This window comes from Aeromonas sp. QDB68 (genome assembly GCF_027707405.1).
In the GTDB taxonomy this organism is placed as follows: Bacteria; Pseudomonadota; Gammaproteobacteria; order Enterobacterales; family Aeromonadaceae; genus Aeromonas; species Aeromonas caviae.
The window spans coordinates 1-21,279 of record NZ_JAPCIQ010000030.1; the positions used below are offsets into that span (position 1 = coordinate 1).

Below are 21,279 nucleotides of genomic sequence, written 5' to 3' on the forward strand. Positions count from 1 at the left end.
GCTGGGAGCACATCAACCTAACCGGCGATTACGTCTGGCGGCAGAGCCGCAGACTGGAAGACGGGAAGTTTCGGCCCTTACGGATGCCCGGAAAACCTTAGCGTACGATTTTTTCCGAATTCTGCGGGCTCCCCTATCTTGTGCTGGCGGTCGGTGAAGGTGTCGATGCTGCCCGCCAGAATGGAGAACTCGTCCCGCACCGGGAAGAAGTTGAGCCGGAAGGTGAGATCGCCGTTCGCTACCGTCTGCAATGCCTTGTTGGTGGAGTAGAGCGCCCCCGAGACAAAGGTCATCAGATAGTGGGTGATGAGGGCCAGCAGGGCGGCCAGCACCGCGATGATGGTGAGCGTGGTGCCCTGACCATCCCAGAGGGCGTACTGACTCGTATCCAGGGTGCCGGAGACGACGCCCGCCTGACCTGCGCTGGCGCCATAGCGATAGATGTTCCCCTGCTGGCTAAGGCCGGTGGCCGCGCCAGGCGTGAGTACGAGATCCGCGGGCAGGGTAAGGGTCGGCTGCTGGCTCACCAGCTGGGCCGTGGTCTCGACCCGCCCTTTTAGCTGATCCACTCTGAGCTGCATCGCCTGATCATGGCCGTCGGCCAGCAGATACCAGGTGAGGAAGGCGATGAACACCAGGGGGCACCAGAAGGTGATGAGAAATTTCTCGCTGATCGTGAGGTGAATGAGATAACGGTCAACCCACCGAAACTTTACTTCTTTCATAATGGTATTGCGTCCTGCAAGGGGAAGAGAGTGTCGCGCTCATTATCGCCCCGGGGAAAAATTACTTAAGGGAAAGGTGTGATAAATGGGAGAGCAATCGTTTGTCGTGCGGGTGTGGGGTCAGGTTCAGGGGGTGGGGTTTCGCTACTTCACCCGGGAGCGGGCGCTGCAACTGGGGCTGCGGGGGCATGCCTACAACCTGGAAGATGGCTCGGTGGAAATCCTGATTGCCGGTCCCGAACAGAAGGTACAGATGATGCTGGGCTGGCTTGAGCACGGGCCCCGAACCGCCACCGTCACCCGAATGGAGTGCACCCAGGCGTTGCCACCCACCGGAACCGGTTTTCATACCAACTAGCCGGGAGGGTTCATGGGGGAGAGCGGGATTGCGCAGGCCAACCGGCTCGTTGGGCAATATCGGGGGGCGGCCCTGGCACTGCGCCAGCACAAGGGGATGGAAGAGGTGCATGCCTACCGGATAGCGGCCCGTCGCCTGCTGGCGCTGCTCGCCCTGTGGCGACCCCTCATTCATGAGCCCGAGCTGGAGCGGCGATTGACCCGTGCTGTCGGCACGCTCTCCGCCCTGCGCGATGCCCAGGTCTATGCGCAGCATCATGGTGGCTCGCTTCGGCAGAACCGCTTACCACGGGTCCCCCTGTTGACCGACCCGCTGGCCCGTTGGTTGGCCCGACTGGAAGAGGTACCCGTCGGTGTCGATCTCTTGCCGCTGTTTCGGCTGCGTCTGGTGCTGAAACAGGCGCGCTACGGGATGGAGCTGCTGACGGCACAGGGGGGAGGGGATCCGGCCTGGTTGTCCATGCTGGTGAGCTGGCAGGAGCGGCTTGGGCAATTGCAGGACAGGCGCCAATGGCTCAGACGCCTGGGGGGCGAAACGGGGCGAGGCCAGCAACGGCGAGCCCTGAAAACAGAGATCCGCTGCCAACTACTGCAACTGGATTGCCATCAGGCTGAGCTGGTCGGCCTTCGGATGGCATTGCTGCAGAGCGGGCAGTAAGCACCCCACAAGGTAAAAAAAGAGAGGCCATTGGCCTCTCTTTTTATTGGGACTCTCCGGGAAGGGGCGTATTACTTCACGCGCATGCCCGGCTGGGCACCTTCCTGGGGCTCGAGGATCCAGAGATCCTTGCCACCTGGACCTGCCGCCAGCACCATGCCTTCGGACATGCCAAAGCGCATCTTGCGCGGGGCCAGGTTGGCCACCATCACGGTCAGCTTGCCTTCCAGATCTTCCGGGTTGTAGGCAGACTTGATACCGGCAAACACCTGACGGGTTTCGCCGCCGATATCCAGCTGCAACTTCAGCAGCTTCTCGGCTTCCGGCACCGCTTCGGCTTTCTTGATCAGCGCCACACGCAGGTCAATCTTGGCAAAGTCATCGTAGGTGATGGTCTCGCTGATGGGATCGTCCACCAGGGGGCCTACCGGCTTCTTGCTCTGCTCCTTGGCGAGATCTTCCTTGGACGCTTCCACCATGGCATCCACCTTGGCGGACTCGATGCGGGAGAAGAGTGCCTTGAAGGGAGCGACGCCGTGGTCGACCAGAGGGGCGGCGATGCCATCCCAGGTCAGGGTTTCGCCAAGGAAGGCTTCGGCGCGCTCGGCCAGTTGCGGCATGACGGGCTTCAAGTAGGCCATCAGCACGCGGAACAGGTTGATGCCGACGGAGCAGACGGCTTGCAGTTGGGCATCCGCCCCTTCCTGCTTGGCGATGACCCAGGGAGCCTTGTCGTCCACATAGCGGTTGGCCTTGTCGGCCAGTGCCATGATCTCGCGGATGGCGCGGCTGAATTCGCGCGCTTCATAGGCTTCGGCGATGCTGGCGCTGGCGTTGGCAAACTCGGCGTAGAGTGCGGGCTCGGCGCAGGTGGCGGCCAGCTTGCCGTCAAAACGCTTGGCGATAAAGCCGGCGTTGCGAGAGGCCAGGTTGACCAGCTTGTTGACCACGTCGGCGTTGACGCGGGAGACGAAGTCTTCGAGGTTCAAGTCTAGATCGTCGATGCGGCTGTTGAGCTTGGCGGCGTAGTAGTAACGCAGGCACTCCGGATCCAGGTGCTTGAGATAGGTGGACGCCTTGATGAAGGTGCCCTTGGACTTGGACATCTTGGCGCCGTTGACGGTCACATAGCCGTGTACGTTGACCTTGGTCGGCTTGCGGAAGTTCGCGCCTTCCAGCATGGCCGGCCAGAACAGGCAGTGGAAGTAGGCGATGTCCTTGCCGATGAAGTGATAGAGCTCGGCGTCGGAGTCCGCTTTCCAGTAGCTGTCGAAGTCGATGTCGCCACGCTTGTTGCACAGGTTCTTGAACGACGCCATGTAGCCGATGGGGGCGTCCAGCCAGACATAGAAGTACTTGCCGGGGGCGCCGGGAATTTCGAAGCCGAAGTAGGGTGCGTCACGGGTGATGTCCCACTGTTGCAGGCCGCTTTCGAACCACTCTTGCATCTTGTTGGCCATCTCTTCCTGGATGGCGCCGGAGCCGCGCACCCAGTCGGCGAGCCAGGCTTCGAACTGGGGCAGGTCGAAGAAGTAGTGCTCGGAGTCCTTCATCACCGGGGTCGCACCGGAGACGGCGGATTTCGGATCAATCAGCTCGGTCGGGCTGTAGGTCGCGCCGCAACTGTCGCAGTTGTCACCGTACTGATCGGGGGACTTGCACTTGGGGCAGGTGCCCTTGACGAAGCGATCCGGCAGGAACATGGATTTTTCCGGATCGAACAGTTGGGAGATGGTGCGGATCTTGATTTTGCCGGACTCTTTGAGGCGGCCATAGATCACGCCCGCCAGCTCGCGGTTCTCGTCGCTGTGGGTGGAGTGGTAGTTGTCGAAGCTGATGTTGAAACCGGCAAAATCCCCCTGGTGCTCCTGGGAGACGGCGGCAATCATCTCTTCCGGCGAGATCCCCATCTGCTGAGCCTTGAGCATGATGGGCGTACCGTGGGCATCGTCGGCACAGACGAAATGCACCTGATGGCCACGCATTCGCTGATAACGAACCCAGATATCGGCCTGGATGTGTTCCAGCATGTGGCCGAGATGGATGGAGCCGTTGGCATAGGGGAGGGCGCAGGTTACCAGCATTCTACGAGGATCAGTTGCCATAATACGTTCTTTATGTGCCTGTTGGGATGATACAGTGCCGTGCATGTTACCCGAATTGGGGGCGGCCTGCCTAGGGTTGTGGCCCCCGGTGCCCTGACTGGCGGCATCACGATGACGTCGGCAAGCCACTGATTTATGTGCGGTAACCGTTCACCTCAGCATAACGACAACATAATGGGGAGTTAATGGTGATTGATTCAGTAAAACAGATCCTGGCCGAATTTAAGCCGGCAGGATGGGGCAAGGATCTGGTCGCGGCCGGTTTTGTGCGTTCCGTCGAGCGGCACGAACAGACCCTGGCCATCACGTTGGTGCTGCCCTTTGCCGGCCAGTCCCTGTTTGAACAGATCAAAGAGGAGTTCGATGCCCGGCTGCGCAGCGCAACCGGTGCGACCCGCATCGACTGGACGGGGGAGATAGACGTGGCCAGCATGCCCCGCGCGCAGCAACTGGCGGCGGTGCAGGGGATCCGCAATATCCTGGTGGTTGCCTCCGGCAAGGGAGGGGTGGGCAAGTCCACTACCGCGGTCAACCTGGCGCTGGCGCTGCAAAAAGAGGGGGCGCGGGTCGCCCTGCTGGATGCGGACATCTATGGCCCCTCCATCCCGACCATGACGGGGACCCTCAAGGAGCGCCCTGTCAGCTTTGATGGCAAGTTGATGGAGCCGGTGATGGCCTGCGGCATCAAGAGCAACAGCATCGGTTATCTGGTGGCCGAGCAGGATGCCACCATCTGGCGCGGTCCCATGGCGAGCAAGGCACTCGGGCAGATCCTGCACGAGACCCGCTGGGGCGAGGTGGACTACCTGGTGGTGGACATGCCCCCGGGCACCGGCGATATCCAGCTGACGCTGGCCCAGCAGGTGCCCACCACGGCGGCGGTGATCGTCACGACGCCCCAGGATGTGGCACTGGCAGATGCCCGCAAGGGGATTGCCATGTTCAACAAGGTCAATGTGCCTGTGCTTGGCATCGTCGAGAACATGAGTTACCACGTCTGCAGTGCCTGCGGGCATCACGAGCCGTTGTTCGGTACCGGCGGTGGCCAGAAGATGGCGGAGCAGTATCACGTGGCGCTGCTTGGTCAGTTGCCGCTGCATATCGACATTCGCCAGCACATGGATGACGGCTGCCCCACCGTGTTCGGTGCGCCGGATGGCGAGCTGTCACAGACTTACCTGAAACTGGCTCGCCGGGTAGGGGCCGAGCTCTATTTCAGCGCAAAACCGATTGCGACCCCGCTCTACACGGTGGCGCTGGACGAATAATCGGCGTTCGGCCAAGGGGGACGGATTTGGGGTGGGCATGGCCACCCCTTTTTCATATAATGGATCGGTTTAAACAATCCCCAGTGCTCTTCTCTTTAGGTATTTTCAATGTCTGATACTCAACATTCCTGCGTGATCATCGGTATTGCTGGTGCATCCGCGTCCGGCAAGAGTCTTATCGCCCAAACCATCTATGAAGAGCTGGTGGCCGAGCTGGGAGCGGGTCAGATTGGTGTGATCACCGAGGATTGCTACTACCGTGATCAGACCCACCTGACCATGGAAGAGCGGGTCAAGACCAACTATGACCACCCCAATGCCCTGGATCACGATCTGCTGGTGCAGCATCTGACCCAGCTGACGCAAGGGGAGGCGGTCAACATCCCCCAGTACTCCTATACCGAGCACACGCGCATGACCGAGGTCACTACCTTTGCACCGCGCCGTGTCATCATCCTCGAAGGGATACTGCTGTTGACCGACAGCCGCCTGCGCGAACTGATGGACGCCTCCATCTTCATGGATACCCCGCTCGACATCTGTTTGCTGCGCCGTCTGGTGCGCGATGTGCAGGAGCGCGGTCGTACCATGGACTCCGTGCTCAAGCAGTATCAGAAGACTGTGCGTCCCATGTTCATGCAGTTCATCGACCCGTCCAAGCAGTATGCTGACGTGATCGTGCCCCGTGGCGGCAAGAACCGCATCGCCATCGACATGCTCAAGGCGCGTATCCGCCATATGTTGATTGGTTGAGAGAAAACAAGCCGGGTGATGCCCGGCTTTTTTTAATGAATCTTTTGTCAGGAGAGTCGCAGAATGCGTCTTTGTGATACCGATATCGAACGGCACCTGGATGAAGGCAAGATCGTCATCGAGCCGCGGCCCGGTGTTGAGCGGATCAGCGGCGTCAGCGTCGATGTGCTGCTGGGCAACGAGTTTCGGGTGTTTCGCGATCATACCGCGCCTTATATCGACCTTGGCGGTACCAGTATCGAGATGGCCGATGCCATCGAGCGGGTGATGAGCGAGGAGATCCACGTGCCGGACGGTGAAGCCTTCTATCTGCACCCGGGTCAGCTGGCGCTGGCGGTGACCTATGAATCGGTTACCTTGCCCGCCGATATCGTCGGCTGGCTGGATGGTCGCTCCTCCCTGGCTCGCCTGGGCCTCATGGTGCACGTCACCGCCCACCGCATCGATCCGGGCTGGTCCGGTCGCATCGTGCTGGAGTTTTACAACGGCGGCAAGTTGCCTCTGGCCCTGCGTCCCAAGATGAAGATCGGTGCCCTGAACTTCGAGATGCTGTCAGGTACCGCGGCTCGCCCGTACAACAAACGGGAAAATGCTAAATACAAGAGTCAGCAAGGGGCTGTGGCCAGCCGGATCAACCAGGATTGATCCCCGCACCGTGCGGCTTGTCTATCGAGGAGGGTGCCAAGGCACCCTCTTTTTTTATCTGACAAAAGGAAACGGGCGTGTCGAGCGGGTTGAAAAGCGGCCTTTTTCGGGACATTGAGCCATGCTCAGGCTTTGATTGGCGCCTATCCACAGCAATGGAATGGACTTAAATTAATCCTCGACAAGCCCCGTTCCTACAGGCCCTAAGACATTTTCTGACGGAATGCCCTTTTTTTTTTTGCTGAAATATTTCAACAACGGGTATGGCGCATCGAGCCTTCTGGCATAATCCGCCGCAACTCATAAACAGGTTCGTTTTTATGTTTGAAATGTTTAGTGGTTTGGGTTTGTGGTGGTCAATCGGTTTGGTATTGGCCGTTTTTTTTGTGCTGGCCTATGAATTCATCAACGGCTTTCACGATACCGCCAACGCGGTAGCAACGGTTATCTATACCAAGGCGATGCCGGCTCATATGGCGGTGGTGGCTTCCGGTCTGTTCAATTTCGCCGGTGTCATGCTGGGTGGATTGGGGGTGGCCTACGCCATCGTTCATCTGCTGCCCATCGATCTGCTGCTTGGCATGGACTCCACCCAGGGTCTGATCATGGTGTTCTCCCTGCTGTTCTCGGCCATCGTCTGGAACCTGGGAACCTGGTACTTCGGCATTCCGGCATCCAGCTCCCACACCCTGATCGGTTCCATCCTGGGGGTAGGCGGTGCCTATGCCCTGATCAGCCATCAACCCCTGAAAGAGGGTATCAACGTCGGCAAAGCCATCGACATCATGCTCTCTCTCATCATCTCTCCCACCGTGGGCTTCATCATTGCCGCCTTGCTGCTGTTCGCCATGAAGCGCGTATGGCTTGGCAGCAAGATCCACAAGACCCCGGAAGAGCGCCTGCTGGTGGACGGCAAGAAGCATCCACCGTTCTGGGCCCGTGTCACACTGATTTGTTCCGCAATGGGGGTGAGCTTCGTGCACGGCTCCAACGATGGTCAGAAAGGCATCGGTCTGGTGATGCTGGTGCTGATCTGCATGGCGCCTGCCTATTTTGCGCTGGACATGAACAGCCGCTCCTATGATCTGGACAGAACCCAGGATGCCAACCAGCGCATCATGGAGATCTACCAGCGTAACCAGGATCAGGTTTCCCATCTGGTGAACTTCAGTGTGCCTGCCAAAGCCCAGGAGGAGCTGATGAGCCACTGTGCGGCAGGGGAGGCCCTGCAGGCCATGGCGACCCTCGACAAGCGTCTGGGCCAGGTGCGCACCTACGAGGAGATGAACCTGGTGGATCGCCGCGAGGTGCGTCGTCTGCTGCTGTGCATCGACGACACTGCCCGCAAGGTCTCCAAATTGCCGCTGCCGGCCAAGGAGCTGACCGATCTCGCCAAATGGCGCAAGGATCTGACCGCCACGGCCGAATATGCGCCGACCTGGGTCATCGTGTCCATCGCCCTGGCGCTCGGTTGCGGTACCATGGTGGGCTGGCGTCGTATCGTCTACACGGTAGGGGAGAAGATCGGTTCCTCCGGCATGACCTACAGCCAGGGCATTGCAGCCCAGATCACGGCCGCCGCGTCCATCGGGATTGCGAGTCTGACCGGGATGCCGGTGTCCACCACCCACATTCTCTCCTCTGCGGTGGCGGGGACCATGGTGGCCAACAAGTCCGGCCTGCAGAGCCAGACCATCAAGACCATTCTGCTGGCCTGGGTGCTGACGTTGCCGCTCACCATGCTGCTCTCCGGCGGCCTGTTCCTGCTGAACAACCATCTCTTTGGCGGGTAAGCACGACAGTCATTGGAAATGAAACAAGGGCCTTCGGGCCCTTTTTTGTTGCCTGGTGAATGTCACGTCATACGGCAATAGTTCAATGAGTGATAGTTGTATGCCATCAGACAAGAAGTTGAACAGCATTATCTATCACCTCGTTTGTTTCTCTACATCCCTGAACCACCCTGTTGTACACAATGAGAGCAGCATACGCGGGAGCTACCTTGTTACGAGCTGACGCTTGCACGTGAAGCTGAAGGGAGGGTGTGCAACGGGTCTATGTTCCTCACCAGAAATGATGAGAGTGAAGAGTGCCACAGGTTGCCCTATGTCTGGCATTCACGTTCAACCTGGGCTGTCTCAGCTACCACGAACACACCGACAGAGTAGTCAAATGCGCTACCAGGCTGTTTGACAATGGCATCATATGCCGCCAATGCATTGACCTATCCACAAGCAGAGCATGTCGTGATGCTTTGTCATAGATGAATCATCTGTTAGGGGAGTGAATCACATCTTGCTTGGACAGGAGAGCACCAGGGAAAGCGGCGGATATCGAACGGGCAGGGGGGAGAGCAAGGCGATGTCAGCCCCAATAAAGAGACAAAAAAAGAGCCACACGATGTGTGGCTCTTTATTCAGACTAACGAGTCTGCTCAGGGGCGACCGGCCGGGCTGGTTGCCACGTTGCTGGCAGCGGTGCTGCCACCGTGGCGACCGGAGGTCACGACTTCGCTGCGTACCAGGGGAGCGTACTCCACGGGTTCACGGGGTGTCGGGGCAGGAGCCGCAGCTGGCGTTGCCATGGGCGCATAAGCCTTGCGGGCACGGGCCAATACACCGGCACCCTTGCTGACCTTCACTTCGGGGCTGGTTGCTGGCTCGGTTTGCACCACGGCAGCCGGCATCTCGACGACCTCCGCCTCGGCGGTGGCCGTCTCCTCAGCGATAACGACAGGTGCCGCTTCAGCAACCGGTGCAACCTCTTCTGGGATGGCCTCCACTTGCTGGGTCTGCTCGACAGCATCGATCACGGCGACAGGTTCGTCATGAGAGGCGGTGTTGACGATAGGTTCGACCATCTCGGGTTCGACAACTGCCACTTCGGCGACGGGTTCAGCGTCTGCTTGCGCAACCTGCTCAACTTCGTCAGTGGAGGGCGCATCCACAGCCTGGGCTGCCAGTGCTTGCTCTGCCGCTTCCTCAGCAACGGCTTCAGCCACCACGTGTTCGGTCAGTGCGGCGGAAGCCTGCAGGGCGGCTGCAACCGCTTCTGCGCTCGGAATGGTGATGACAGGCACAACCGGTTCTTCCACCTTCACCTGAGCCGCATCGGCCTGGGCCGCGGTAGTCAGCTGCACTTCACCTTGTGCTTCGTCTTCACGCTGGCCACGAGCCTCTTCGTTGATGCGCTTGCGACGTTGCCCTTCGATGCGCTGATTGCGCGGGGTACGGCGGGAACGACGCTGACCTTCGCCTTGCTCTTCTTGTTGCTCAGCAGCGGCGGCTTGCACGTCGGCGACATCGGTGATTTGCTCGTCAGTCGGTAGGGCAGGGGTGTCGGTCGCGGCGACATCGACACGGATCTGCTTGCGCAGTTGGCGACGTTCGCGGCGCTCGGCCACTTTTTGCTCTTTTTCCTGACGCGGTTCAGCGCTGGCGACCGCAGTATCAACGGTATCAACCGCCTCGACGCTCACCTCGGCACGGGGTTCGCGGGGGGCGCGAGGTTCACGAGCCGGACGCGGGGCACGAGGTTCGCGCTCCTGGCGGGGTTCGCGAGGCTCACGCTCCATGCGCTGTTCGGTGCGCACTTCGCCACGGGGTTCCCGTTCCTGGCGCGGTTCCCGCTCTTGACGAGGCTCACGCTCTTTGCGCGGGCGACGATTGCGATCACTACTCTCGCGGCTGGCTGCGCCTTCACGCTTCTCGCCGGCCTCGGCATTGCGACTGCCGCGGTTGTCGTCACGACGGCCACGTTGACCACGGCTGCGGGATTCATCGCGCTGGTGACGGTGCCCGTCATCCTTGCGAGCTTCGCGCTGGGCGGCCGGTTTGTCGGCAGGCGCCTTCACCTCGGCCGGGGCCGCATCGGAGGAGGCACCGAACAGGCCGGAGAAGGCCTTGGCCAGCTTGCCAAAGAAGCCGACTTGTTCTGCAACCGGAGCAGGAGCCGCAACAGGAGCCGGGGCGGCGGGCGCAACCGGCTGAGGAGCCGGGGCAAACCCTTGCAGCAGCGGTTGTTCACGCTCGACTACCTGAGCCTGGCACGGCTGATAGACCGGCTTGGCAATTTCGGTTTTGAGCTCGTAGCTGGCCGCTTCCGGGATCTCGTTCTGACGGATGCGGGTCACTTCGTAGTGCGGGGTTTCCAGATGCTGGTTCGGAATGATGTAGACACGCACATCATTGCGCTGTTCCAGATTGGCGATGGAGGTACGCTTCTCGTTGAGCAGATAGGCGGCCACATCGACCGGCACCTGGGCATGCACCTGCTCGGTGTTGTCCTTCATGGCCTCTTCTTCGATGAGACGCAGGATGGACAGGGCGAGGGATTCGTTGTCACGGATGACCCCCTGACCCTGGCAACGGGGGCAGATATGGCTGCTGGACTCGTTGAGGGAGGGACGCAGACGCTGGCGAGACATCTCCAGCAGACCGAAACGAGAGATACGGCCCAGCTGGATACGGGCACGATCCTGATGCACCGCTTCACGCAGACGGTTTTCCACTTCGCGCTGATGGCGAACCGGGGTCATGTCGATGAAGTCGATGACAATCAGGCCACCCAGGTCACGCAGGCGCAGCTGGCGAGCGATCTCATCGGCCGCTTCCAGGTTGGTCTGCAGGGCGGTCTCTTCGATATCGCCGCCCTTGGTGGCGCGGGAGGAGTTGATATCGATGGAGGTCAGTGCTTCGGTCGGATCGATGACGATGCTGCCGCCGGAGGGCAGGCGCACTTCGCGCTGGAAGGCCGATTCGATCTGGCTCTCGATCTGGAAGTGGTTGAACAGGGCGACATCACCCTTGTAGAGCTTCACGCGATTGAGGAAATCGGGACGGACCAGCTCGATATGTGACTTGGCGCGCTCGAAGATGACCGGGTTGTCGATCAGGATCTCGCCCACATCGCGACGCAGATAGTCACGGATGGCGCGCACGATGACGTTGCTCTCCTGGTGAATGAGCACCGGAGCGGAACGTTGTTGTGACGCCTTGTGGATGGAGTCCCAGTGATTGAGCAGAACGTTCAGATCCCACTCCAGCTCTTCCGGGGACTTGCCCACACCGGCGGTGCGCACGATGAGGCCCATGCCGTCCGGTACGGTCAGTCCGCTCAGGGCTTCCTTCAGCTCGGTCCGCTCGTCACCCTCGATGCGACGGGAGATGCCGCCGGCACGGGGGTTGTTCGGCATCAGCACCAGGTAGCTGCCAGCCAGACTGATGAAGGTGGTGAGGGCTGCACCCTTGGTACCACGCTCTTCCTTATCGATCTGGACAATCACTTCCTGGCCTTCGCGGACCACTTCTTTGATGTTGGGACGACCCTGATAGGAGTAACCGGAGGGGAAGTAATTGCGGGCGATTTCCTTTAACGGCAGGAAACCGTGGCGTTCGGCGCCATAGTCAACAAAAGCAGCTTCGAGACTGGGTTCTACTCGGGTGATTTTGCCCTTGTAAATGTTCGCTTTTTTCTGCTCGTGTCCCGGACTTTCAATATCCAAATCGTAGAGCTGTTGTCCGTCAACCAGCGCTACGCGCAACTCCTCTTCCTGAGTCGCGTTGATTAGCATTCTTTTCATTGAGTTCTCATTATTTTGTCATTTTGATTCCTCCACTGGGTCCTGCCGGCGCCGGCCTCGGGTCTTCAGCATGCTGGGGCAACCTCCCGGTTGGGGTATGCATGAGGCGCAAACTAAGGGCACTCTGGTTCAGCCTTCTCGAGAGGGCGTGAATTAAGGATACCGATGTGGAGACAATTTACGTCGGCTCTGTTTGTGTTCTCCATGCGTTGTACCTCGCACCCGGGAACCGTCATGTTCTTGTATACACGGTGTTTCGGGATTGGGTGGCATACATTTTGGCCACTTAGTACAAGGCTTGAACACAATGACAAAACCTTGTTTATTATCCCATTTAAACCACTTTTATAGCAAGACGCCATTTTTTAACAAAGCATGCAGCCAAGGGCTGTCGGCGGTGTTAAAATCCGCGCCATGACACAGATACATCAACAAGTGCAGCTGCTCACCATCGAAGCTGAGCATGACGGGCAGCGCATCGACAATTTTCTCAAGACTCAGTTAAAGGGCGTCCCCAAGAGCCTGATTTATCGCATCCTTCGAAAAGGGGAGGTGCGGGTCAACAAGAAGCGCATCAAACCGGAATACAAGCTTTGTGCCGGTGACGAGGTGCGGGTGCCCCCCGTGCGTGTGGCCGAGAAGAATGAGTTGCCTTCTGCCAACCTCGGCAGCATCCAGCGTCTGGAGAGCCAGATCCTGTTTGAAGACGACGCCATGATAGTGCTAAACAAGCCGTCCGGCATGGCAGTGCACGGCGGCAGCGGCCTCAGTTTTGGCGTCATCGAAGGGCTGCGTGCCCTGCGCCCCGAAGCCCGTTTCCTCGAACTGGTGCACCGGCTGGATCGCGACACCTCCGGCGTGCTGCTGGTTGCCAAGAAGCGCAGTGCCCTGCGCAGCCTGCACGAGCAGCTGCGGGTCAAGACCATGCGCAAGCAGTATCTGGCGCTGGTGCGCGGCCAGTGGCAACCCCACGTCAAGGTGGTCAATGCGCCACTTCGCAAAAATGATCTGCAATCCGGCGAGCGGGTGGTGCGGGTCAGCAGCGATGGCAAACCCTCCGAGACCCGGTTCCGGATTGCCCGTCAATTTGCCGAAGCCACTCTGGTCGAGTGCAGCCCCATCACTGGCCGTACCCACCAGATCCGTGTCCACACCCAGCACGCCGGCCATCCCATCGCCTGCGATGACAAATATGGTGAGGCCGGGTTTGATGAAAAAATGCGGGGGCAGGGGCTAAAGCGTCTGTTCCTGCACGCCTGGAAGCTCACCTTTACTCATCCGGTAGATGAGCGGGAGATGCAGGTGGAAGCGCCATTGTCACCGGAGCTTGAGGCGTTCCTCGCCAAGCTGCCACGCTGACAGCCATGAAAAACGGGAGCCAAGGCTCCCGTTTTTCATGGCAGAGTTCTTGTTATGGCAGAGCCAGGCCGTGGCGACCCAGGAGATCAACCAAGCCTATCAGGGGAAGACCGACAAGGGCGTTGGGATCGCGCCCCTCCAGCGCCTTGAACAAGACGATGCCCATTCCCTCGCATTTGAAGCTGCCGGCACAATCCAGAGGACGTTCGGCCTCCACATAGCGACGGATGGCGGCTTCGTCGAGCGAGCGAAAATGCACGGTGAAAGGCTCGACGAGCTGCTCGGCATGGCCATTCGCAGCATTGATCACACAGAGCCCGGTGTAAAAGATGACGCGCTTGCCTTGTGCCCGCAGCAACTGCTCGACCGCCTTCTCCACCGTGCCGGGTTTGCCGAGGATCTGCCCGTCACAGACGCACACCTGATCTGAACCGATGATCAATCCTTGATCACGGTCAGCGGCAACGGCATTCGCCTTGGCAAACGCCAATCTGCTGACCAGAGCTTCCGCGGTCTCCCCGTGTCGCGCCGTCTCATCGACTTGAGGCGCAGCACAGTGAAATGGCTGACCGAGTTTTTCCAGCAAGGTCTTGCGGTAGGACGAGGTGGACGCGAGGATCAAGGAAGGCTGCATGTTTTGATGATATCCATTTATAAATCAATTGGTTGATTCTATCTGTGCAGATGGGGCCACGCAAACAGGAGATGTCTACAGCGGGACTCGCCTAATTAGCGGGAAGCATGCATGCTGAGGAAACCACAGCACAAACACAAGAGATCGGAATTGAGCGTGATGACACGATATGCGGCCTTGGTCATGGCACTGATCTCCTTCGCCAGCTGGGCAGGGACATGGCAACTTCGCCAGGGGGATGAGGGGGTGATGCTTTGGACCCAGCCACATCCTCCGACCTCTTTTCAGGCCTTACGTCTGGAGATGCGGGTGAATGCCGATCCTGGCGCGCTGATCACGGTGCTGCGGAACACGGCGCGCCATGAAGAGTGGTTGCCCCAGAGCCGTGAAGTCAGGGTGCTGGCCAGATCGGGTCCCGACGATGATCTGGTCTATACCCGCCTGGCATCTCCCCGGCCGGTGCAAGACAGGGAGCTCATCACCCGCTCCCATCTGAGTCGACGCATTGATTGCAGCCTGACTCTCGAGGTGTGGGCAGAGCCGAATGCCCTGCCACTGCATGCAGGGCTGTTCCGGATCCAGGAAAGCGCCGGACGGTGGGAGGCGCTACCCCAACGGGATGGCAGCACACTCGTTCGGCTCGAAACCTATACCAACCCGGGCAACAACTTGCCGGGCTGGCTGGTCAATCCCATTGCCATCAAGGCTGCCGTGGGCAGTTTCAAAGCCATACGCCGACTGATGGAAGCCGAGCCCAGAGTGGCTGCGACACCAGGCCTGCTGGGGAGCGACCCGCGCTGTTCTGCCACCTGATGAGACACCAAGGAGCACATCCGGTGGACAGACAGGGGAGGGGAACAGGATCCTGTGCCAGATCCTGCACGATATGGCATAATCGGCCACCGATGAGCACAAGTTCCTCTTGCAGGGGCCTGTGAAGGTAAAATCATCGGCGGTAAGGACTTTTTCCTTTGACTATCCCTTGTTGGACCTATAATATTCGCGCCCTATGCAAAAGGTGAAGTTGCCCGTTAAGGTTGATCCAGTCCGTAATGCCTTGAAGCTACTCGATTATGTCGGGATAGTGGAAAAGTCGCAGATGCCCAGGCTGGAGGAATCAACCGAAGGCTTGCGAAGTGATGTGGATGTCACACTGCACTTTGGCAAAGATGTCCAGAAGTTGACCGTTATGAAAGGCACTGCCCATGCCAAGGTCGACCTGGTTTGCCAGCGTTGTGGTGAGACGTTTGAACACCTTTGTGAAGCTAGTTTTATTTACACTCCGCTGTTCGAAAGAACAAACGAGGAAGAACTGCCGGAAGCTTATGAGCCCATTGAGTTGGACGAAAACGGCGAGATAGATCTTCATCAAATCCTGGAGGATGAACTCATCCTCTCGTTGCCTCAGGTAGCCATGCATCCGGTGGATGTGTGTCCCAGAGGAAACATGGAGATGACCTGGGGTGAAATCGAACCTGCTGATGAGCGGCCGAATCCCTTTGCAGTTCTTGAAGCGCTCAAACGTAAGTGAATTTTAGGAGTTAGCCTACCATGGCCGTACAACAGAACCGTAAAACCCGCGCCAAGCGTGGCATGCGTCGTTCCCACGATGCGCTGACCACCGCTGCCCTGACTGTTGATCAGACCAGTGGCGAAATTCATCGTCGTCACCACGTGACTGCCGATGGTTTCTACCGCGGTAAAAAGGTAATCGCTTAAGGATTGCCTTTGTCTACGCAAACTGTCGCGCTAGACATAATGGGGGGAGATATCGGCCCCTCGGAAACAGTGCCTGCCGCCGTGCAGGCACTGTCTCTTCTACCCCAGCTAAAACTTGTTCTGGTCGGTGATCAACACCAGACTGCCCCTCTTCTGCAGCAACATGGCCTGCTCAACCACCCTCGCGTTCGTCTCGTGCATGCCTCCCAGGTCGTGGGCATGGGCGAAAAGCCTATCGTGGCGCTGCGTACCCTGAAAGACTCCTCCATGCGCGTGACCCTAGATCTGGTCAAGATCGGCGCTGCCGATGCCTGTGTCAGTGCCGGCAACACCGGTGCCTTGATGGCCATGGCCAAGTGCGTGCTCAAATCCTTGCCCGGTGTTGACCGGCCAGCCCTCATCAAGGCGCTGCCCACATTGGGTGGAAAACGGACCGTGATGCTGGATCTGGGTGCGAACGTGAGCTGTGATGCCGACACCTTGCTGCAATTTGCCGTGATGGGCGCTGTGGTTGCAGAGAAGGTCGAGGGGATACCTTCACCCAGAGTGGCACTGCTCAACGTGGGGGAGGAGGAGATCAAGGGCAACGACCTGGTGCGCCACAGCGCCGAGTTGCTGCGCCAATGCTCCGCCCTGAATTTTGTCGGTTTTATCGAGGGTGACAGGATCTTCAGCGGCGAGTGCGACGTGATCGTCTGCGACGGTTTCGTGGGCAACGTGGCGCTCAAGACCGCGGAGGGGGTGGTGCGGATGATGGCCGAACTGGCCGGATATCCGCGCAAAAAACGCAGTTTTCTTGGTCGACTCGCCGGATTTATGTTCAAACGGCGTTTCTCTTACCTGAACCCCGACCAGTATAATGGCGCGAGTCTGTTAGGATTGCGCGGCATTGTGGTAAAAAGCCATGGGCGGGCCGAGCGCCGCGCTCTGTGTCATGCGATTCTGCTGGCTGCACAAGAAGCCAGACATCAACTTCCATTGCAAATTGCAGATCGCCTTGAATCTGTCTTTTCCGACAGGGATTTATAAAACTCTATGCATAGCAAAATTCTGGGTACTGGCAGTTATCTGCCGAGTTCGGTTCGTACCAACGCCGATCTTGAACAGATGGTTGAAACCAGTGACGAATGGATCGTGGAACGCACCGGGATCCGTGAACGCCGTATCGCCGGAGCCGACGAAACCGTCGCGACCCTTTCTCATCAGGCGGCCTTGCGTGCGCTTGATGCGGCAGGTCTGACTGCCGCCGATCTGGACATGATAGTGCTGGCCACTACCAGCGCAGAGAATGCCTTCCCAGCTGCTGCCTGTGAACTGCAGGGGCTGCTTGACGTACCGGGGATCCCGGCGTTTGACGTAGCCGCCGCCTGTGCCGGCTTTACATATGCTCTCGCCATCGCCGATCAGTTCGTCAAATCCGGCGCTGCTCGCCACGTGCTGGTTGTCGGTGCGGACGTGCTGTCACGCATGTGCGATCCCGAGGATCGCGGCACCATCATCCTGTTCGGGGATGGGGCAGGGGCCGTGGTCATCGGTGCCAGCGACACTCCTGGGATCCTCTCCACCCATCTGCATGCCGATGGCCGTTATGGCGAGCTGCTCAAACTGCCGCAGCCCCGTCGCGGCATGCCGGGTGCTGAGCTCGAAGCCTACATGTACATGAAGGGCAACGATGTCTTCAAGGTGGCGGTGACACGCCTTAGCGAGATCGTGACCGAAACCCTGGCTGCGGCCAACGTCGAGCCGAGCGAGCTGGACTGGCTGGTGCCCCATCAAGCCAACTTCCGCATCATCAATGCCACCGCCAAGAAACTCGGCATGGGGCTCGACAAGGTGATCCTGACCCTGGATCGTCATGGCAATACCTCCGCGGCCTCCGTGCCCATCGCCTTCGATGAAGGGGTGCGCGATGGTCGCATCAAACCCGGCCAGCTGGTCCTGCTGGAAGCCTTCGGCGGCGGTTTTGCCTGGGGCTCTGCGCTGGTTCGCCTCTGATACCGAGCGGTGCCCGGTCCTCGGGCGCCCGCTTACCGAATTCGTCTTACCTTAAAGGAATCAATGATGACCCGATTTGCCATTGCCTTCCCGGGACAAGGCTCCCAGAGCGTCGGCATGCTGGCCGAGCTGGCCGAGCAACACGCAGTGATTAAAGAGACCTTCGCCGAGGCGAGCCAGGTGCTGGGCTATGACCTGTTTGCCCTGGTGATGGCAGGCCCGGCCGAGGATCTCAACAAAACCTGGCGTACCCAGCCAGCGCTGTTGACCGCCTCCGTCGCGCTGTGGCGCCTGTGGCAACAACAAGGCGGGGTAACCCCTGCCGTGATGGCCGGCCACAGCCTGGGGGAATACTCCGCCCTGGTGTGCAGCGGCGCGCTGGCGTTTGCCGATGCCGTCAAGCTGGTCGAGCTGCGTGGTTTGGCCATGCAGGAAGCCGTACCGGAAGGCACTGGCGCCATGGCTGCCATCATCGGTCTGGACAACGAAAGCATCGCTGCCAACTGTGAGAAAGCGGCCCAGGGGCAGGTGGTTTCTCCGGTCAACTTCAACTCTCCGGGTCAGGTGGTCATCGCCGGCCACAAAGAGGCGGTCGAGCGTGCCAACGTGCTGATGAAAGAGTCAGGTGCCAAGCGTGCCCTGCCGCTGCCGGTCTCCGTGCCCTCCCACTGCGCCCTGATGAAACCGGCCGCAGAAAAGCTGGCCGCCGCCCTGGATGGGATCGAGATCAAGGTTCCTGCCATCGCCGTCATCAATAATGTTGACGTCTCTTGTGAGCAGGATCCTGCCGCCATCAAGCAAGCCTTGGTGCGTCAGCTGTTCAGCCCGGTTCGCTGGACTGAAACGGTAGAGCGCATGGCAAACGACGGTGTTACCCTCGAGATCGAGATGGGCCCGGGCAAGGTATTGACCGGCCTGGCCAAGCGTATCGATGCGCGAGTGGAAGGTATTCACGCCAACGACGCCGCCTCGTTCGAGCAGGCACTGGCCCAGATCAAGTAAACAGGAGCAAGTCATGAGTTTTACCGATAAGGTTGTGTTGGTCACTGGCGCCAGCCGTGGCATTGGTCGTGCGATTGCGGAGATGTTTGCTGCTCGTGGCGCCAAAGTCGTGGGGACCGCGACCAGCGAGAGCGGTGCCGAGGCGATCAGTGCTTACCTGGGTGAACAAGGCTGCGGCATGGCACTGAACGTGACCAGTCAGGAATCTATCGAAACCGTCTTCGCCGCCATCAAGGCGCGTTTTGGCGACATCGACATCCTGATCAACAACGCCGGCATTACCCGCGACAACCTGCTGATGCGGATGAAGGATGACGAGTGGAACGAGATCATCGACACCAATCTCACCTCCCTGTACCGTCTGAGTAAGCCGGTATTGCGTGCCATGATGAAGAAGCGTAACGGTCGCATCATCAGCATCGGTTCCGTGGTCGGCACCATGGGCAACGCCGGTCAGGTCAACTATGCTGCTGCCAAGGCTGGTCTGGTTGGCTTTACCAAGTCGCTGGCCCGTGAAGTGGCATCTCGTGGCATCACGGTGAATGCGGTTGCTCCCGGTTTCATCGAGACCGACATGACCAAGGCGCTCAATGAAGAGCAGCGCGCCGGCATCATGAATCAGGTGCCTGCTGCCCGTTTGGGCGATCCGAAAGAAATTGCTGCCGCTGTGGTATTCTTGGCATCGGATGATGCCGCCTATATTACCGGCGAAACCCTGCATGTTAATGGCGGGATGTACATGGTGTAATCAATTTGTCGTGAGTTCTGTTCAAATTTGCGATAATACGCCGAAGTTTGGCGAATTTCGTGGTTTGACCAGCGGCAAGTCACTTGCAAACTCACGTCAATTGAATACACTACCCCAACCAGACGCAATAGCGTATTTTTAAAGGAAAATTCAGGTCATGAGCAACATCGAAGAACGCGTAAAGAAAATCATCATCGAACAACTGGGTGTTAAAGAAGAAGACGTGAAGAACGCTGCCTCCTTCGTCGACGACCTGGGCGCTGACTCTTTGGATACCGTTGAACTGGTAATGGCGCTGGAAGAAGAATTCGATACCGAAATTCCTGATGAAGAAGCCGAGAAGATCACCACTGTTCAAGCGGCTATCGACTACATCACCGCTAATCAGGAATAAGTTCCTGTTCTGAAAGAAGCGGCCCAAGGGCCGCTTCTTTTATGTTTACCCCTTTCAAAACACCTCTCGGAGACTACCTCAGTGTCAAAACGCAGAGTCGTGGTGACCGGCTTGGGGATGCTTTCCCCGGTAGGCAACACTGCCGAATCCAGCTGGCAAGCCCTGCTCAACGGGCAGAGCGGCATTTCCCTCATCGACCACTTTGATGCAAGCGAGTTCGCAACCCGTTTCGCAGGCCTGGTCAAGGATTTCGACCCCGAAGAGTTCGGCATCAACCGCAAAGAAGCCCGCAAGATGGATCTCTTCATCCAGTATGGCGTGGCGGCGGGTGTTCAGGCCCTGGAAGATTCCGGCCTGATCATCAACGAAGAGAACGCGGAGCGGGTAGGCGTTGCCATCGGCTCCGGTATCGGCGGTCTGGGTCTGATTGAGCAGAACCACAGCAGCCTCATCAATGGCGGCCCTCGCAAGCTGAGCCCTTTCTTCGTTCCGTCCACCATCATCAATATGGTGTCCGGTCATCTTTCCATCATGAAAGGCATGCAGGGCCCGAACATCGCCGTGACTACCGCCTGTACCACGGGTACCCATGCCATCGGCATGGCTGGCCGGATGATCGCCTATGGCGATGCGGACGTGATGGTTGCCGGTGGTGCCGAGAAAGCCTCCACCCCCATGGGCATGGGCGGCTTTGCCGCTGCCAAGGCGCTCTCCACACGTAATGACGAACCGCAGAAGGCGAGCCGCCCCTGGGACAAGGATCGCGACGGTTTCGTGCTGGGCGACGGTGCCGGCGTGTTGGTGCTGGAAGAGTATGAACATGCCAAGGCCCGCGGCGCCAAGATCTATGCCGAGCTGGTCGGCTTTGGCATGAGCGGGGATGCCTATCACATGACGGCCCCTCCCTCGGACGGCGATGGTGGCGCACGCGCCATGAAGAACGCCATCAAGGATGCTGGCATCGCACCCGAGCAGATCGGTTACATCAATGCCCACGGTACCTCCACGCCCCTTGGGGATGTGGCAGAGCTGCGCGGCATGAAGAAGGTGTTTGGTGACCATGCCAGCGCCCTGATGGTCAGTTCCACCAAGTCCATGACAGGCCACCTGTTGGGTGCGGCTGGCGCCATCGAGGCGATCATCACTGTGCTTTCTCTGCGTGACCAGATGGTGCCTCCCACCATCAACCTGGACAAGCCGGATGATGAGTGCGACCTGGATCTGGTGCCGCATGTTGCCAAGGCTGGCAGCTTCGAATATGCCCTCTCCAATTCCTTCGGTTTTGGCGGCACCAATGGCTCCCTGATCTTCAAACGCGTATAATTCGCTCTGGGCG

19 protein-coding genes and 1 pseudogene are annotated in these 21,279 nt (G+C 59.0%); 16 read left to right on the plus strand and 4 right to left on the minus strand.

The window, feature by feature from the left end; translation table 11 throughout:
* Positions 1 to 119: 119 nt before the first annotated feature.
* Positions 120 to 725, minus strand: a pseudogene (locus PG892_RS11050) (methyl-accepting chemotaxis protein); the annotation flags it as partial.
* 85 nt (positions 726 to 810) lie between these two features.
* Between PG892_RS11050 and PG892_RS11055 the strand changes: the two are divergent.
* The gene (locus tag PG892_RS11055; protein WP_010674727.1) at positions 811 to 1,083 is read left to right on the plus strand and encodes an acylphosphatase; all 273 of its coding nucleotides are present in this window, start codon (positions 811 to 813) and stop codon (positions 1,081 to 1,083) included.
* Between the two features lie 12 nt (positions 1,084 to 1,095).
* Positions 1,096 to 1,740 carry a CHAD domain-containing protein gene (locus PG892_RS11060; protein ID WP_270825408.1) on the plus strand — a complete coding sequence of 215 codons (645 nt, stop codon included), beginning with the start codon at positions 1,096 to 1,098 and terminating at the stop codon, positions 1,738 to 1,740.
* 71 nt (positions 1,741 to 1,811) lie between these two features.
* On the opposite strand, the gene metG is transcribed toward PG892_RS11060, so the two are convergent.
* Positions 1,812 to 3,845: a methionine--tRNA ligase gene (gene metG / locus PG892_RS11065; RefSeq protein WP_270825409.1), complete on the minus strand. Its 2,034-nt coding sequence runs from the start codon at positions 3,843 to 3,845 to the stop codon at positions 1,812 to 1,814.
* Between the two features lie 185 nt (positions 3,846 to 4,030).
* On the opposite strand from metG, the gene apbC reads away from it, so the two are divergent.
* From apbC to PG892_RS11085, 4 genes are all read left to right on the plus strand, one after another.
* Complete coding sequence (gene apbC / locus PG892_RS11070; protein WP_103243127.1) at positions 4,031 to 5,113, plus strand: iron-sulfur cluster carrier protein ApbC; 1,083 nt, start codon at positions 4,031 to 4,033, stop codon at positions 5,111 to 5,113.
* A gap of 108 nt (positions 5,114 to 5,221) precedes the next feature.
* Positions 5,222 to 5,866: a uridine kinase gene (gene udk, locus PG892_RS11075; protein WP_010674731.1), complete on the plus strand. Its 645-nt coding sequence runs from the start codon at positions 5,222 to 5,224 to the stop codon at positions 5,864 to 5,866.
* A 63-nt stretch (positions 5,867 to 5,929) separates the two neighbouring features.
* Positions 5,930 to 6,511: a dCTP deaminase gene (dcd, locus tag PG892_RS11080; protein ID WP_045524859.1), complete on the plus strand. Its 582-nt coding sequence runs from the start codon at positions 5,930 to 5,932 to the stop codon at positions 6,509 to 6,511.
* Between the two features lie 320 nt (positions 6,512 to 6,831).
* On the plus strand, positions 6,832 to 8,304 hold the full coding sequence (locus tag PG892_RS11085; RefSeq protein WP_029314527.1) for an inorganic phosphate transporter: 1,473 nt from the start codon (positions 6,832 to 6,834) through the stop codon (positions 8,302 to 8,304).
* A gap of 641 nt (positions 8,305 to 8,945) precedes the next feature.
* Here the strand turns inward: PG892_RS11085 and rne are convergent.
* Positions 8,946 to 12,092, minus strand: coding sequence for a ribonuclease E (rne, locus tag PG892_RS11090; protein WP_270825410.1), 3,147 nt, complete (start codon positions 12,090 to 12,092; stop codon positions 8,946 to 8,948).
* 414 nt (positions 12,093 to 12,506) lie between these two features.
* On the opposite strand from rne, the gene rluC reads away from it, so the two are divergent.
* On the plus strand, positions 12,507 to 13,451 hold the full coding sequence (gene rluC / locus PG892_RS11095) for a 23S rRNA pseudouridine(955/2504/2580) synthase RluC (protein ID WP_201889990.1): 945 nt from the start codon (positions 12,507 to 12,509) through the stop codon (positions 13,449 to 13,451).
* Positions 13,452 to 13,503: 52 nt separating this feature from the next.
* Here the strand turns inward: rluC and PG892_RS11100 are convergent, their stop codons facing one another.
* Positions 13,504 to 14,085, minus strand: coding sequence for a Maf family protein (locus PG892_RS11100; RefSeq protein ID WP_041215169.1), 582 nt, complete (start codon positions 14,083 to 14,085; stop codon positions 13,504 to 13,506).
* A gap of 303 nt (positions 14,086 to 14,388) precedes the next feature.
* On the opposite strand from PG892_RS11100, the gene PG892_RS11105 reads away from it, so the two are divergent.
* From PG892_RS11105 to fabF, 9 genes are all read left to right on the plus strand, one after another.
* Complete coding sequence (locus tag PG892_RS11105) at positions 14,389 to 14,898, plus strand: hypothetical protein (RefSeq protein WP_270825411.1); 510 nt, start codon at positions 14,389 to 14,391, stop codon at positions 14,896 to 14,898.
* 196 nt (positions 14,899 to 15,094) lie between these two features.
* Positions 15,095 to 15,616 carry a 23S rRNA accumulation protein YceD gene (yceD, locus tag PG892_RS11110; protein WP_029314532.1) on the plus strand — a complete coding sequence of 174 codons (522 nt, stop codon included), beginning with the start codon at positions 15,095 to 15,097 and terminating at the stop codon, positions 15,614 to 15,616.
* 20 nt (positions 15,617 to 15,636) lie between these two features.
* Entirely contained in the window at positions 15,637 to 15,804 is a 168-nt protein-coding gene (gene rpmF / locus PG892_RS11115) for a 50S ribosomal protein L32 (RefSeq protein ID WP_005300935.1), read from the plus strand.
* 9 nt (positions 15,805 to 15,813) lie between these two features.
* Positions 15,814 to 16,833, plus strand: coding sequence for a phosphate acyltransferase PlsX (gene plsX, locus PG892_RS11120; RefSeq protein WP_201889991.1), 1,020 nt, complete (start codon positions 15,814 to 15,816; stop codon positions 16,831 to 16,833).
* 6 nt (positions 16,834 to 16,839) lie between these two features.
* A complete protein-coding gene (locus PG892_RS11125) occupies positions 16,840 to 17,799 on the plus strand; it encodes a beta-ketoacyl-ACP synthase III (RefSeq protein WP_010674740.1) in 960 nt (319 codons plus the stop codon).
* Positions 17,800 to 17,865: 66 nt separating this feature from the next.
* Positions 17,866 to 18,801 carry an ACP S-malonyltransferase gene (fabD, locus tag PG892_RS11130; RefSeq protein ID WP_010674741.1) on the plus strand — a complete coding sequence of 312 codons (936 nt, stop codon included), beginning with the start codon at positions 17,866 to 17,868 and terminating at the stop codon, positions 18,799 to 18,801.
* Between the two features lie 13 nt (positions 18,802 to 18,814).
* A complete protein-coding gene (gene fabG / locus PG892_RS11135) occupies positions 18,815 to 19,549 on the plus strand; it encodes a 3-oxoacyl-ACP reductase FabG (protein WP_010674742.1) in 735 nt (244 codons plus the stop codon).
* Positions 19,550 to 19,706: 157 nt separating this feature from the next.
* On the plus strand, positions 19,707 to 19,943 hold the full coding sequence (gene acpP, locus PG892_RS11140; RefSeq protein WP_005300909.1) for an acyl carrier protein: 237 nt from the start codon (positions 19,707 to 19,709) through the stop codon (positions 19,941 to 19,943).
* Positions 19,944 to 20,024: 81 nt separating this feature from the next.
* Entirely contained in the window at positions 20,025 to 21,266 is a 1,242-nt protein-coding gene (gene fabF, locus PG892_RS11145) for a beta-ketoacyl-ACP synthase II (RefSeq protein ID WP_010674743.1), read from the plus strand.
* Positions 21,267 to 21,279 lie beyond the last annotated feature (13 nt).

Coding starts and splice junctions, on each gene's coding strand:
- PG892_RS11085 (WP_029314527.1), top strand. CDS start 6,832: ATGTTTGAAATGTTTAGTGGTTTGGGTTTGTGGTGGTCAATCGGTTTG.
- PG892_RS11105 (WP_270825411.1), top strand. CDS start 14,389: ATGCGGGTGAATGCCGATCCTGGCGCGCTGATCACGGTGCTGCGGAAC.
- acpP (WP_005300909.1), top strand. CDS start 19,707: ATGAGCAACATCGAAGAACGCGTAAAGAAAATCATCATCGAACAACTG.
- PG892_RS11060 (WP_270825408.1), top strand. CDS start 1,096: ATGGGGGAGAGCGGGATTGCGCAGGCCAACCGGCTCGTTGGGCAATAT.
- PG892_RS11100 (WP_041215169.1), bottom strand. CDS start 14,085: ATGCAGCCTTCCTTGATCCTCGCGTCCACCTCGTCCTACCGCAAGACC.
- udk (WP_010674731.1), top strand. CDS start 5,222: ATGTCTGATACTCAACATTCCTGCGTGATCATCGGTATTGCTGGTGCA.
- dcd (WP_045524859.1), top strand. CDS start 5,930: ATGCGTCTTTGTGATACCGATATCGAACGGCACCTGGATGAAGGCAAG.
- PG892_RS11125 (WP_010674740.1), top strand. CDS start 16,840: ATGCATAGCAAAATTCTGGGTACTGGCAGTTATCTGCCGAGTTCGGTT.
- fabG (WP_010674742.1), top strand. CDS start 18,815: ATGAGTTTTACCGATAAGGTTGTGTTGGTCACTGGCGCCAGCCGTGGC.
- metG (WP_270825409.1), bottom strand. CDS start 3,845: ATGGCAACTGATCCTCGTAGAATGCTGGTAACCTGCGCCCTCCCCTAT.
- yceD (WP_029314532.1), top strand. CDS start 15,095: ATGCAAAAGGTGAAGTTGCCCGTTAAGGTTGATCCAGTCCGTAATGCC.
- rluC (WP_201889990.1), top strand. CDS start 12,507: ATGACACAGATACATCAACAAGTGCAGCTGCTCACCATCGAAGCTGAG.
- PG892_RS11055 (WP_010674727.1), top strand. CDS start 811: ATGGGAGAGCAATCGTTTGTCGTGCGGGTGTGGGGTCAGGTTCAGGGG.
- apbC (WP_103243127.1), top strand. CDS start 4,031: ATGGTGATTGATTCAGTAAAACAGATCCTGGCCGAATTTAAGCCGGCA.
- rne (WP_270825410.1), bottom strand. CDS start 12,092: ATGAAAAGAATGCTAATCAACGCGACTCAGGAAGAGGAGTTGCGCGTA.
- fabD (WP_010674741.1), top strand. CDS start 17,866: ATGACCCGATTTGCCATTGCCTTCCCGGGACAAGGCTCCCAGAGCGTC.
- rpmF (WP_005300935.1), top strand. CDS start 15,637: ATGGCCGTACAACAGAACCGTAAAACCCGCGCCAAGCGTGGCATGCGT.